Origin of the sequence: Pseudomonas sp. 43mfcvi1.1 (assembly GCF_900115935.1) — a bacterium.
Classification (GTDB): Bacteria; Pseudomonadota; Gammaproteobacteria; order Pseudomonadales; family Pseudomonadaceae; genus Aquipseudomonas; species Aquipseudomonas bijieensis.
On record NZ_UETT01000022.1, the window covers coordinates 1 to 12,641 of the forward strand.

The window sequence follows — 12,641 nt, forward strand, 5'->3', positions numbered from 1 at the left end:
TCTGCTGTTTCACTCGGATCAGGGGTCGCAATACGCAAGCCGGCTATTTCGTCAGCGATTGTGGCGTTATCGCATGCACCAGAGCATGAGTCGCCGGGGAAATTGCTGGGACAACGCGCCAATGGAGCGCGTGTTCCGCAGCCTAAAAACGGAATGGATACCGACCACGGGCTACAGAACGACTCAAGAAGCCAAGCGCGATATCAGCCACTTCTTGATGCATCGGTACAACTGGATTCGGCCTCACCAATTCAATGGTGGGTTGGCACCAGCTCGGGCCGAGGAAAAACTTAACGTCGTGTCCGGGATTAGTTGACCACTACAGAGGCGACGTTGGAGTGGTTGGATAAGGGGAGTCCGGGGTGGCGGGAGCGGTATCGGGCGTTGTGGAATGCGAGGGTTTTGGATCGGACGATTTAATAACTAATAGGCGGAGGGATCCGTTTTTATGCATACATACAGCGGGCTGCTTTTGAATCGAAAGGAGCGGTCATGAGTGATCGCTTTCGGCCAAAAGCGGACAATCAGTTAACGCATTTCTTATGCACTTTGCGAAATTCAAAATCTGATCTTGGAGTCGCAAGGGGAAAAAGGGCGGGATTAACCCGCCCCATTTTTTAGCTCCGCACGAACGCCAGCAGATCTGCGTTAATCGTCTCGGCGTTGGTTGTCGGCATTCCATGAGGGAAGCCCGGGTAGATTTTCAACGTACTGTTTTGCAGAAGTTTGGCCGACAAAACCCCTGCATTTTCATAAGGCACGATCTGGTCATCATCACCATGCATTACCAGGACGGGGATCTTGATGCTCTTCAAGTCTTCGGTGAAGTCAGTCTGAGAAAACGCCACGATCCCATCATAGTGTGCCTGTGCACATCCCATCATGCCTTGTCGCCACCAGTTCAAGACAATGCCCTCGGAGGTCTTTGCACCCGGGCGGTTATAGCCGTAGAAAGGCCCTGCAGGAACGTCGTGGTAAAACTGTGCCCGGTTGGCTTTCAGTTGTGCCTGCAAGTCGTCGAACACTGACTTCGGCAGGCCGCCAGGATTGTTCGGTGTCTGGACCATCAGCGGTGGCACGGCACTGATGATGGCCGCTTTCGAGACTCGGTCTTCGCCATGGCGAGCGATATAGTGAACGACTTCGCCGCCGCCGGTGGAGTGCCCGACGTGAACTGCGCCTTGTACACCCAGGTGATCAACTACGGCCGCGACGTCGTCGGCGTAGTGGTCCATGTCGTGTCCATCCCAGACCTGGCTGGATCGCCCGTGACCGCGCCGATCGTGTGCTACAACCCGGTAACCTGCACCCAGGAAAAAGAGCATTTGCGCGTCCCAATCATCCGCGCTCAGTGGCCATCCGTGGTGAAAAAAGATGACCTGGGCATCGCGTGGCCCCCAGTCTTTGTAGAAGATTTCAACACCATCTCTTGTAGTGACATACCCCATGTTCGTATCTCCTGAATGAAGTGGAGGCCTTCATCGAATCGCGTTCCGATCATGGCCTTGAGTTAACAGAATGCAGCCCTTCCGGTAGGCAGTTCAGAGTGCGTTGCTGGATTAGCCTGCGCTTACTCACGAACGCCATGACGACCAAGTCACACGTTGCGCTTGGCCGCCCGATGACTTTAGGTTTAAAGTCAACTTTAAGGTCAATAGATTTTTCAGGGTGAGGTATGAGAATAGGCGAACTGGCGAAAATCAGCGGACTGGCACCGTCACGCATCCGTTTCTATGAGGCCAGTGGCTTGATCAGCTCCGTTGAGCGCAAGGCCAATGGCTACAGGGACTACGCGCCCGATACCGAATGGGTATTGGAACTCATCACCGGCGCACAAGCGGCAGGTTTCTCATTGGAGGAGATTCGGCAACTGATGCCGATGAATGCCAGTGGCTGGCGGCACGACGAGTTGCTCACTGGACTCAAGCAAAAGGTGGAAGAAATCAGCGTTCTGCAGGAGCGGCTAGCGCAAAACAAAGCTCAACTTCTGCTCGTCATCAAGGGCATCGAAGATAAACCCGAGGGCATGGCGTGTGGGGATAATGCTCAAATGCTGATAAATCGTCTGCGTGAAGAGGGGGTTGGCAAAGCTTCAGATAGGCCCGCGGTAACGTCTTCTACAAAAAAACACACCCGTCAGGCTTCCGGAGCCTGACAGGCGCAAAAGGTCTCAGCGCTCGCCAATCAGGCTGGCGAGTGGCTTGGGCGCATAAAGCGCACTCTGGAACTCTGGCACGTATTCGTACTTCATCATTTTCCCCAGCTTCAGGGCACGGAGGTAATTCGACAGACTGCCGTCGCCCAGCGTGAGGGTGGCCGAATCAGCGTCGCGGCTGGAGCCGTGACTGAGCTGGCGGGAAACCGCATACCCGTATGCCAGTTGGCCCTGATGATCGAGATTGGTGAAGCTGCTGGTGACGATATCGACATCGCGAGAGAGGTTGTCGAGTTTCTTCGCTTTGAAGGACACGTCGACTTTTCCGGTCTGGCTGTCGGTGATGTTATAGACCACAGATTGGGCATCTTCTTTGCGGTCAATACCGGTCAGCCATTTAGGCAGGTTGTAACCGACGACACCGCGCACCCGTGCAAGCTCGGTATTCACCGGCAGCTTGAGCACATAGCCCCAGAAGTCGCCAGACATCGACTGGCCAATCAGTGTGAACGGACCCAGATTGGCTTTGCCTGGCTTGTTGGTGATGATCGACACGGCCACTTCGTTATAGGCGTCGTTATCACAATGCTCATAGGTGTACGCGGTGAACGCAATCAAGCCGCGACCCGGCCAGATTTGCAGGGGGTGTACGGTTGCCAATACTTCCGGCGGCATCAATGCCCGAAGTGCGTCCAGGTCGGCCGTGTAGACAGCCGTTACCCGACTGTTCTGGTAATAAAAGTTCGGAGAGTATGACTCGAAGCCAATGTCTACCTTGTGCTTTTCCAGTCCTTTGAACCAGCTCAAATCAACACCCGGCAGTTCTGCTGCAATCACCGACAAGGGAGGATTCGAGCGATAACGGTCGTACAAGCCGCCCTTGACGACCGGCACTGTGTGGCCTGCGATATCGATTGTGTTGGTTTCAGTCGGGCTGAGCATTTCAGGCGTCCCCGCCAACGCATGGTTGGCAATTGAGCTGAACAGCAATCCTGTTAATACGGCGCTTGCGAGTTTCAATCGGTCTTTCTCCGGGTGGTGGGAACTACTTGAGGGTTCAGCGAGCTACGTTGTCGCCTGAGAGCACCGCCATCACGGCTTCAGCTACGGCATTGGGCGATTGAGGGTTTTGGCCGGTGACAAGCCTTCCATCAGTGATGGCGAATGACGTGAATGGCAGCCAGCCCTTGCGGTACCGCGCACCTTGGCTCACCAACTTGTCCTCAAGGAAGAAGGGCACCTGGCTTTTCATGCCGGAGAACAGCTCTTCGCGATCAGAGAAACCGGTGATGTTCTTCCCTTTGATGATCAACTGGCCTTGTTCATCCTTCAGATCCAACAGACCCGCAACGCCATGGCAGACGGCCGAGACGATGCCACCTTGGTTGTAGATAGTTTCGGCGACACGCCGCAGGTCGGGATTATTGGGGAAGTCCCACATCACCCCATGGCCCCCGGTGAAGTAGATGACGCTGAACTGGGACGGATCGACATCGGCGATCGGCAGTGTGTTTTGCAGGCGAGCGCGAAAGGCAGGGGACTGCAAATGCTCTCGGGCGGCCTTGTCCATGTACAGCCAACCGAGGCTGCGCTCATCTAGAGGCACCGCACCGCCTTTGGGACTGGCAAAAACTGTGCTGTAGCCAGCTGCCTCCACTACGTCGGTGAAATGCGTCAGCTCAGTCAGCCACAACCCCGTCGTATCGGTTCGTGAGGGATAGCTGGAGTGGTTGGTCAGAATCACCAGAATTTGGCGATTCTTGGCAGTCATTGTGGAAGGGGCGGTGTCAGCATTTGCAAATGTCATGAAAGCGCTACCTATCAGTACCAACGCATAGGAAATAAAGGTCTTGAGCATCATCCGGGTTCCATCAATCAAGCAGGTCGGCGCATGCTCACCTTAAACCTCGCTTTAAGGTCAACCCCGCCTCTGCAAATAATTTCCACTGGTAGCTGCTCACTTCAACTTGACCCTCAACCTGACTTTAACGCTAGCGTCTGATGCTGAATGAGCAAGGCAATAACGCTCGTCACTAATCCACTCGGGAGCCATGCATGAGTCAGCAAGACAACTTTGATACGCAGATGAAATGGATGATTTATGGAGCCAACGGCTACACCGGCGAGTTGATCGCTCGTGATGCTGTAAAACGTGGGCTTAAACCTGTGCTGGCGGGACGTAGCCGAGACAAAGTTGAAGCCCTGGCTCGGGAGTTGGGTCTTGAAGCTCGGGTGTTTGGACTCGAAGACGAAGTACGGTTACTTGCTCAGATCAAAGGCCATGGCTTGGTTCTGCATTGCGCAGGGCCATTCTCAGCGACCGCCGTTCCGATGATGGAAGCATGCTTGCGTGCCAATGCACATTATTTGGATATCACCGGCGAGATTGCCGTATTCGAGCACGCTCAATCCCTGAATGAACGTGCGCGGGCGGCGGGCGTGGTCATTTGCCCAGGCGTCGGTTTCGATGTGGTCCCTACGGACTGTGTAGCCGCTGCATTGAAAAATGCGATGCCGGATGCCACGCATCTGGCATTGGGTTTTGATTCGCGCTCAAGTTTTTCGCCCGGTACTGCTAAGACTTCAATTGAGGGTATGGCGCAGGGTGGCAAGGTTCGCCGTGACGGCAAAATCACCTCGGTGCCGCTGGCCTACCGGGTGCGTCGCATCGACTTTGGTGCCGGAGAAAAGCTGGCAATGACTATTCCATGGGGCGACGTTTCCACTGCATGGCACACCACCGGCATTGCCAACATCGAAGTTTTCATCCCTGGCTCCGCAGGCATGATCCGCGGCGCCCGGTTTGCTAATTGGATTCGTCCGTTGCTGGGTTTGTCGTTCGTGCAGCGGTTGCTCAAAGCACGAATTGGAAAAACCGTGGTCGGCCCAGATCAGGAAAAACGCGCAGATCAAGGCACCTATGTTTGGGGCGAGGCTCGCAACGCCCGTGGTGAGTGCAGAACCGCGCGCCTGCATACCGCGAACGTCTACAGCCTGACGATCAGCGCTGCATTGGCGGTGGTTGATTACCTGTTGCAAATGCGTCCGACTGGCGGGGCTTACACGCCCGCACTGTTGTTAGGTGCTGATCTGGTGACGCAATTGCCAGGATCTGGCGCGATGAACATCGACTGATTCGGAAAAAAGATGTTGACCTTAAAGTTGACTTCAATCTTAAGGTAGTCTCATATCCAGTTGAGGACTGCCCCATGAATGTGTTCGACACCCTGATGCTTCCAAACGGTTCGTCCATCAAGAACCGAATCGCCAAAGCCGCCATGGAGGAGAACATGGCGGACGCCGATCAGGCACCCTCCGAAGAACTGATGCGTCTCTACCAAGCGTGGGCCGATGGTGGTGCAGGCCTGATCATCACCGGCAACGTGATGGTCGACGGCCGCGCCATGACCGGACCGGGTGGCGTAGTTTTGCAGGACGATCAGCAACTGGCCAAGTTCAAGCGTTGGGCACGTATTGGTCGATCCGGCGGTGCGCAGTTCTGGTTGCAGATCAACCACCCAGGGCGGCAGATGCAGTCCAATCTTGGGCAAAAAACATGGGCACCGTCGGCCGTGCCGCTGGATTTGGGCAAACTGTCCAAGCGTTTCGCCACGCCTCACGCGATGACCTCCGGCGTGATTAAGGAAGTTATCCAACGCTTTGCGAACACCGCGCGCCTCGGCGAACAAGCCGGATTCACCGGCGTGGAAATCCACGCTGCCCATGGCTATTTGTTGAGCCAGTTCCTTTCGCCGTTGACCAACCAAAGGACGGACGAATGGGGCGGTTCCCTAGAAAATCGGGCGCGCCTGTTACTCGAAATCGTCAAGGCGGTCAGGGCTGTGGTTTCTGCGGATTTCGCAGTGGCAGTCAAGCTCAACTCCGCCGATTTCCAGCGGGGAGGGTTTACCGCCGATGATGCGAAGAAGGTCGTTGAGCTGCTCAATGGCCTTGGTGTGGATTTGGTGGAATTATCCGGAGGCAGTTATGAAGCGCCCGCTATGCAGGGTGAGGCGCGCGATGGTCGCACGCTGGCTCGCGAAGCCTACTTCGTCGAGTTCGCCCGTGATATCCAAACAGTTGCCAGAATGCCGGTGATGGTCACTGGTGGTATACGTCGCCGCGCGGTGGCGGAAAACGTCGTGCAGAGCGGCGTCAATATGGTTGGGATCGGAACAGCGTTAGCCATCGATCCCAACTTGCCTCGGGACTGGCTGCTGGGCAAAGACAATGCTCCGCAATTGCCGCCGATTACCTGGAAAAATAAAGCCATCGCATCCTTGGCAAACATGGCAGTAGTGAAGTTTCAGTTACGCAAGCTGAGTCGCGCGAAAAAGCCCGATCCGAAAGTTTCACCGCTGCGTGCACTTATCCTGCAACAGCTCGGTATGGCATTTCGCACTCGTCAATATCGACGGTGGGTGGAAAACCGTTTGATGTGAGCCGATACTTTTTTTATTTGAAGAGCTAAGTTTTGTAGTATCGGTCATTACTAACAGGAGCGTCCGCTATTGGCCGAAAGCAGCCGCTCACGGACATCCGCTTCTGCCCGGTAGTCGCCCTTCACGACAGGCAGCAAACGGCCAAAGTGCTCATCCGATCTCGTTTTTTAGGCTATCTCCTAGTCGTGCGAAATGACTAACCCTTCGATTTCTTTCAGAGGTCGGTTCATGCGTTCAAATCTTACAGTCTCAAATTTTTTAGGTCCGTGGTGTGGGGATTCACCTACAGGACTGATGCACCGTTGCAGGGAGGCCTGGGATACCCCTTTAGCAAATTTGAACGACCTGATGGTTGCCACTTTTTTGAATCAGAACATCGCTGCCATGCCGATGCTTATCGAAGCAAAGCGTCGCATAAAAGAGCAGGAGCGAGATGGGAGCGAGTATTTCGAGGGTCAGTTGCTCGAAGCTATGAAGCGTGTGCAGTCAGGGGAGTAAGTTAACCCCGACGAGTTATCGAAAGGGGGACGATTTGAAGGCTGACTGACTGGGTGGATGGATTCCGATTTCACGAATGATATCGGTCACTGTGGTCGAGCACCGGCGAAGTTGAACATTTGAGTCCAGTCCTCAGTCAAGGCGGTCAATGGCGCGTGCAAGATTCGCACGTGCCTGCTGCTCGAATGCGTCGAAGTACGACGCGGTCGTATAAATGCGCCCACGTGCCAGAAAGCCTTCAAGGACCTGACGCCGTTTTTGGCGGTACACAGGCAGCGGCACAAACTGATACTCGCGGCGAATTTGCTGGTCGTATTCCTCGAACCGCTCGAAGGATGCCCCAAGGATCGCCAGATCCGTGTCCACCAGTACCGCTTCGTCTGCCGACGCCGGGGCGCAGTCGTGTCGCGTCACCATCACCAGATCGTAAAGCCTGCGTCGCGTTTCATCGCCCAGGCCGTTAGCGCGTGCCACGTCATCCAACCATTGCGCACTGCGCAGTTCGTTGTCGCTGCGAAGGGGGTCGTAGATCGCATCATGGAACCATAGCGCGAGGTCGACTTCGGCGGGGGCCTGGCAGGCCGCGTTGACGAATCGGCGCACCTGAAGGCATTCCTTCAGATGCTGGAGGTTGTGGTAAGCGCGATGCGGCTCGCAGTAGTGTCGAATGAGTTCTTCGTACGTCTCTCGTGACGCGCATCCGACGCCAAGCTCCGCCCAGACGCGAGCCCAGGCGGCGAAGCCCGTGTCATCAGCCACGTCCAGGTCATCGGGCGTGCTGGCCGGGAATAGACCGCTCCCTTCTGGCGACCCCATCATCGTATTTTTCCCCATATGAATTATTGGGCGTCATCCGCCGGCGCGTCGTCGGCATCCTCCGGTGGCGCTCCGTAAGGTACGCCAATCTCGACCCGATCAGCCTTTACCCAACCGGTATAGTCGTCGCCGCTTTTGGCGATGAAGTTCACTTCCAGCCACGATTCGTCTTCAAGGCTGGAGTAAATGGTGAGGGCGTCGCCGGGTATTACGAAAATCTTCTTGTTGGCACAGGCTTCATCTGGCGCTTCGTGGAAATGCAGGCGTCCGCTACCTATGACCTTGCCTTGCACCGATGGATGGAATTCGGGAACCGTCCCGGAGAGCTTTTCCGCCAGGGCAGAACAGTTAACAGCGGCTTGGCTAAGGCCGCTGAAAAAGCACAGGCACAATAAGCTTGAACGCAGATACATCTTGGCGAGTCCGTTAGGGGGGAGGCGTAGGATAGTTAAGTCGGAAACTGTTGGGAAAGAGACCTATTTTTGACGAGGATGGGGCAGTTCACAAACTGCCTTCTTTGTGCGCAGATGGCTGCGCCAAAAACTCTGCGATCAATGATGCAACCTGCTGCTGAATCACCCCCCGAGCACGACCGCCATCGCCATCCCGACAAATGATTCCATCCCCTGGCACGTCCTCTTCAAGCATCTCCTGCGCACCCGGCTTACACATCGACATGAAACTGAAATGGCTCGCGTCTTTGATCTCAACGTAACGGCTTGACGCCTGGGGCAGACGCTTGGCTAGGTTGGCAGACTCCAACTCGGCGGGGAGTTCACGCGACGGTACGCCGGCAGCGATCACCAGTGCAGGGACAGGCAGCGCGGCCAAGCTTTCATCTGTCAGGCCCCGTGACAGGCCCAGGTCCAATGTCACCACCGCAGTGACGCGTTTATCCCGCCAATCGGCGGCCAGTTCGGCTTTTGCTTCAGCGGTGCTGGCGGGATTCATCTGCTGGTAGACGGTGCAACTGGCTAACTGCGAATGGGCTTTGCAGTCCTGGGCGAAGCGCTCGGGATCGAAGCGAGCGCCAGCGATCTCCAGGGCGGTCCAGCCGCCGAGTGAGTGGCCCACGGCTGCAATTCGGCCATTGGCGACCCGGCCAAATTTTTCCGGTTGAGTCGTGACCGCATCAATGGCCCGACGCAGATCAACCGGCCGTTGCCAAAGCTGTGCCGCTGCTTGAGGGCTGCGGTCGTGGGTGGTGCTGCCGGGGTGGTTGATGGCGGCGACGATGTAACCCTTCTGGGCCAACGCGCTGGCGAGCCAGATCTGGTTGCTCCAGTTGCCCCTGTAGCCGTGGGAGAGCACTACCAATGGATGCTCGCCGGCAGTGGGCGGCGCGTTACGTACGGCAGATGCACCGACAAATACCGCGTTATCGGCGATCAGTTGCGGGGTTGCGGTCGTTGCGCTGGGGTACCAAACGACCATCTCCAGTGCGCGACCATTGTGCGGATCCGGGAGGGTGGAGGATTGGAAACCGACGGGGTTCTCGTCAGCCAATGCGGTAGTCGTCAGGCAGGCCAACAACAGGGTGCCGAAAGCTGTTTTCAATGTCGTTTCTTCCTTGATTAGACGAAAGGGGGCGATGAGCGCCGGCATTAAAGCTCAGATTCGAAGCGCTGCGCATCACTTTCATCGAGCAAAAATCCTAGTTTCTGAAAGCAAAGTCCGCAGGGGCGAATCGATCGCGGGTGTCCATACGAATATTTCGTAGCGCCGCGGTTTCCAGGTGTGATGCGTATAACGACTCCGAGCAATAGCTGATCAGAATTGATCGACGGTGTGTGCCGATCATGTTCAGGCTACCTGCGTGCACCAGATCGACATCGAACACCAGGATGTCACCGGCGCAGCCTGACAACTGTACAGAGCGGGACTCGTCATTGAAGTCCAAGGGTGGTGCTCCCGGCTTCGGGCGATGGCTGCCGGGGACGATCCGTGTCGCGCCGTTCTGGGGGCCGTAATCGTCGAAGAAGGCCAGGGCGATAGCGATGTCGCCTGGCCGCTGGGCCGACAAGTCGCGGTGCAATTGTTGGTGGCCGCAACCGACCAGGGGCTCGCGTCCTTCCACTTGGGAGAGGAAGAACCGTTCGCCGATCAACTCGCCTGCCACCGCCAGTAGCTGGGGCAGACGACACACCGCCTGAATCTTCGAATCATCGTCCAGCATTGAATAGCGCCAGTCCATGCCACGGGGCACAGGCCATTGGTCCGACGGTCGCACGCCTGCATCGAACACGTTACGCAAGTCAGCCAGCCATTCGTTCGGGATCGCTTGGCGGAGCAGGACGTAGCCGTCTCGATGGAGTTGTTCGCGATCAGCCATGGAGGTCTCGACTTCCTTGTGGGGACGTTTGCAAGGCTAGTATTCAAACCAACAGAGGGCTACCGGACACTGGAAATTGACCGGAGCAAACCCGGGAGGTTTGCAGTTATCATCGGCCACCATCCAAGAAAAGGACTTCATCGATGAAGCGTTTGTTTGCCTGCACTCTCCTGGCGCTGGCCGTCGTCGGCTACGCCAAGGCCGACCAGAGCACCTTCGAAGAAACGAACCAGTGCTCGGAAGACATCGACTGCCAAGGGGATTTCATTTGTAAAAACGGCCTATGCGATAGCCCTCAACTCCAGCGAAGCCCTGTTGCAAAACCCATCGCCAAGACTCAAGCCGCACCTCCCGCGCCCCCGGGTGTTGCTTATCAACCGTTGCCCGTCAACGCCGAGCGTGCCGGGCCTTTCACGACCCAGACCGAGGCGATGGGGACCGCGCTGAATTATCAATCGCGGGCGGGTGTGATGAACGTCATGGAATCAATTGTTGAGCAGGCCGAGTACACCGGTTATGTGACGATTGAAAAGGCTTACACGTTTGGCCCGAGCAAGTATGTGCTGGTTGTTTCCACGGGAGAGGGGGGCAACGCGTGCCCGGCGTCGACCTATGTATTCAGTTTCGACACCCAGGCCGAGCGCGTTGATGGGAAGCGTGAAGTGGAGGGATGTTCTGAACTGGTCGAGGCCATGGCGCAGGGGAATAAGCTTGTGGTCAAGAAAGAGGGGAGTGCGATGGTTGTTTATAACGGGGTTGTTGAGTAGTTCAGGTAGACGATGCACTCGTGGCGAGGGAGCTTGCTCCCGCTTGAGTGCGCAGCGCTCACAAAAGGGGCCGCTGCGCAGCCCAGCGGGAGCAAGCTCCCTCGCCACGGGTTGTCGGTTGGCAGGCTTATAGAGTGGAACCTGCCGGTGCCGCATCCAATCGTCGTGCAATCACATCTATCACGTCGCATCCATCACGCAGGGGGATGCAGCAAAGTTGTGCCAAATCTTGCAAGGTCGCGGGGTCGATGGTCAGTTCATCGCGCATTGCCAAGTTTTCCAGGAACTGGGTGGCGGCACGGATTCGGTAGGCGGCTGAGTCGAGCAGGATGTGTAGCGGGGCGGCGGTATCGACGTAGAGGGGTTGGTCGTCGGCGTTGCTGGTGAGGCCCATATATTGGTTCATAACAATTCCCTGTGTGATTGGAATTGTGTCAATCGAGTCGCCAAACCCGGTCGCCACTTGGGCGACGCCAGAACTATAGACGTCACCGCAAAAAATACGCAAGAGATCGATAGGGAGAGGATTCCCAATCCTATGTAGGACGTTGCCATCGTCGTAAGCATCCGAGCTGTACGTCTTACAACTCGGTAGGACGTCATCTATATTTTTCGATGGGTAATATCGTGGGAGTATGAGTAGCTACTAGCGCAACTAGGTACGGATGGGGCGGGACTTCAATATCCCTAATAGAAGATCCCTGCGAGATTGCCGTTCTCTACGAGTTCACGCGGCTCGCGTAAAACTTGCTCCAAAATTGCGGGTCTCGAGCCGCTTTCCTGGCGTAGAAGGGTACCGACGAGTAAGCCTCTTTTAAACGTTGCGAGCCCAGCGCCCGCCTTTCGGCTTCCTGGATGCTCAAAGCTCCACTTTGCCAAATCTTCATCCAGAAGCTGTCCGCCCGCAACGTCGCGGAAGGTTTTACTTTCGAAGTCGTAGCAAGCATTTCGTACCTCCGGCACGTGGAAGGCTAAGGATTCATATGCTGTCTCAAGCATACGTTGGATATTGCCGATAGTATCATCGTCTATCCATTTGATCGACGGGATGCCTAGCCGTTCATCACCGTCAATCTGGCGTTGATGCGGCCTAATGTGCTTGGTCGTCCCTTGTTTTAGTGCGGAAGAGAGCATCGCGTCAGTCCGGCGGCGCGCAGCAATGTCTGAAAGCCCCTCAGGATCACCAATGAATTCTCTCGTCGTATTCGCTGCAAATGCGCCTACCGCAGCGTAGATACCGTTACCTCCTCGACCAGGATCAACCAAACTGACGTCGATCCAAACCTCGCCAGGCGTCACCATTACCGAAAAATAGTGACCATTTGTTCCCCCCGTACGGAAGGTGTAGACCTCAGTGTCGACGTAATGTTTTTCGGCGACGACACTTACGAGCTTAGTGCCAAGGCTCACTTCTGGCATTAAATGGCGCAGATCGGTGGCATTGCTGTTTTGGTATAGGAACAGGTCTTCGGTTCCTGCCAAAATTTGTAAGCATCTGGCTGCAAAAGCATCATCGTATGACTTGTCTCCTGCTGCCCTCTCGTCTTTTAGGCCGCGCTGAACCTCTTCGATGTTCTCCATCAATGCCAGATGCTCCTTCTATCGAGTCAGCAACCCATTTAACATCTGGG

15 protein-coding genes are annotated in these 12,641 nt (G+C 55.9%); 6 read left to right on the plus strand and 9 right to left on the minus strand.

Going from position 1 to position 12,641, the window contains the following annotated elements; all coding sequences use genetic code 11:
- Positions 1 to 316, plus strand: a 316-nt coding sequence (locus tag DTP52_RS29410; protein WP_146206892.1) for an integrase core domain-containing protein, incomplete at its 5' end; no start/stop codon positions are given.
- A gap of 301 nt (positions 317 to 617) precedes the next feature.
- Here the strand turns inward: DTP52_RS29410 and DTP52_RS29415 are convergent.
- Complete coding sequence (locus tag DTP52_RS29415) at positions 618 to 1,448, minus strand: alpha/beta fold hydrolase (RefSeq protein WP_109756468.1); 831 nt, start codon at positions 1,446 to 1,448, stop codon at positions 618 to 620.
- Positions 1,449 to 1,675: 227 nt separating this feature from the next.
- On the opposite strand from DTP52_RS29415, the gene DTP52_RS29420 reads away from it, so the two are divergent.
- On the plus strand, positions 1,676 to 2,155 hold the full coding sequence (locus DTP52_RS29420; RefSeq protein WP_071495498.1) for a MerR family transcriptional regulator: 480 nt from the start codon (positions 1,676 to 1,678) through the stop codon (positions 2,153 to 2,155).
- Positions 2,156 to 2,170: 15 nt separating this feature from the next.
- Here DTP52_RS29420 and DTP52_RS29425 read toward each other — a convergent pair whose 3' ends face one another.
- Together DTP52_RS29425 and DTP52_RS29430 are read right to left on the minus strand one after the other, a co-directional pair.
- Entirely contained in the window at positions 2,171 to 3,097 is a 927-nt protein-coding gene (locus DTP52_RS29425) for an acetoacetate decarboxylase (ADC) (protein ID WP_109756517.1), read from the minus strand.
- 115 nt (positions 3,098 to 3,212) lie between these two features.
- A complete protein-coding gene (locus DTP52_RS29430) occupies positions 3,213 to 4,016 on the minus strand; it encodes a type 1 glutamine amidotransferase domain-containing protein (RefSeq protein ID WP_109756469.1) in 804 nt (267 codons plus the stop codon).
- 194 nt (positions 4,017 to 4,210) lie between these two features.
- Here DTP52_RS29430 and DTP52_RS29435 point away from each other — a divergent pair, with 194 nt between their 5' ends.
- The 3 genes from DTP52_RS29435 (at position 4,211) to DTP52_RS29445 (ending at position 7,095) form a co-directional block, all read left to right on the plus strand.
- Positions 4,211 to 5,290: a trans-acting enoyl reductase family protein gene (locus DTP52_RS29435; RefSeq protein ID WP_109756470.1), complete on the plus strand. Its 1,080-nt coding sequence runs from the start codon at positions 4,211 to 4,213 to the stop codon at positions 5,288 to 5,290.
- 74 nt (positions 5,291 to 5,364) lie between these two features.
- Complete coding sequence (locus tag DTP52_RS29440; RefSeq protein WP_109756471.1) at positions 5,365 to 6,597, plus strand: NADH:flavin oxidoreductase/NADH oxidase family protein; 1,233 nt, start codon at positions 5,365 to 5,367, stop codon at positions 6,595 to 6,597.
- A gap of 228 nt (positions 6,598 to 6,825) precedes the next feature.
- The gene (locus DTP52_RS29445; RefSeq protein WP_146206893.1) at positions 6,826 to 7,095 is read left to right on the plus strand and encodes a hypothetical protein; all 270 of its coding nucleotides are present in this window, start codon (positions 6,826 to 6,828) and stop codon (positions 7,093 to 7,095) included.
- 132 nt (positions 7,096 to 7,227) lie between these two features.
- Here the strand turns inward: DTP52_RS29445 and DTP52_RS29450 are convergent, their stop codons facing one another.
- The 4 genes from DTP52_RS29450 to DTP52_RS29465 form a co-directional block, all read right to left on the minus strand.
- A complete protein-coding gene (locus DTP52_RS29450; RefSeq protein ID WP_109756473.1) occupies positions 7,228 to 7,914 on the minus strand; it encodes a hypothetical protein in 687 nt (228 codons plus the stop codon).
- A gap of 20 nt (positions 7,915 to 7,934) precedes the next feature.
- Positions 7,935 to 8,324, minus strand: a complete 390-nt coding sequence (locus DTP52_RS29455) for a hypothetical protein (protein WP_109756474.1) — start codon at positions 8,322 to 8,324, stop codon at positions 7,935 to 7,937.
- Between the two features lie 88 nt (positions 8,325 to 8,412).
- Positions 8,413 to 9,468, minus strand: coding sequence for an alpha/beta fold hydrolase (locus DTP52_RS29460; protein ID WP_109756475.1), 1,056 nt, complete (start codon positions 9,466 to 9,468; stop codon positions 8,413 to 8,415).
- 97 nt (positions 9,469 to 9,565) lie between these two features.
- On the minus strand, positions 9,566 to 10,243 hold the full coding sequence (locus DTP52_RS29465) for a phytanoyl-CoA dioxygenase family protein (RefSeq protein ID WP_109756476.1): 678 nt from the start codon (positions 10,241 to 10,243) through the stop codon (positions 9,566 to 9,568).
- A 143-nt stretch (positions 10,244 to 10,386) separates the two neighbouring features.
- Between DTP52_RS29465 and DTP52_RS29470 the strand changes: the two genes are divergently transcribed.
- Positions 10,387 to 11,010: a hypothetical protein gene (locus DTP52_RS29470; protein WP_109756477.1), complete on the plus strand. Its 624-nt coding sequence runs from the start codon at positions 10,387 to 10,389 to the stop codon at positions 11,008 to 11,010.
- A gap of 127 nt (positions 11,011 to 11,137) precedes the next feature.
- On the opposite strand, the gene DTP52_RS29480 is transcribed toward DTP52_RS29470, so the two are convergent.
- Both DTP52_RS29480 and DTP52_RS31150 read right to left on the minus strand, forming a co-directional pair.
- Positions 11,138 to 11,416 (minus strand): short-chain dehydrogenase, encoded by a 279-nt coding sequence (locus tag DTP52_RS29480; RefSeq protein ID WP_109756479.1) that lies wholly within the window; start codon positions 11,414 to 11,416, stop codon positions 11,138 to 11,140.
- Between the two features lie 281 nt (positions 11,417 to 11,697).
- Positions 11,698 to 12,591 (minus strand): hypothetical protein, encoded by an 894-nt coding sequence (locus DTP52_RS31150; RefSeq protein ID WP_158285177.1) that lies wholly within the window; start codon positions 12,589 to 12,591, stop codon positions 11,698 to 11,700.
- Between the last annotated feature and the right edge of the window lie 50 nt (positions 12,592 to 12,641).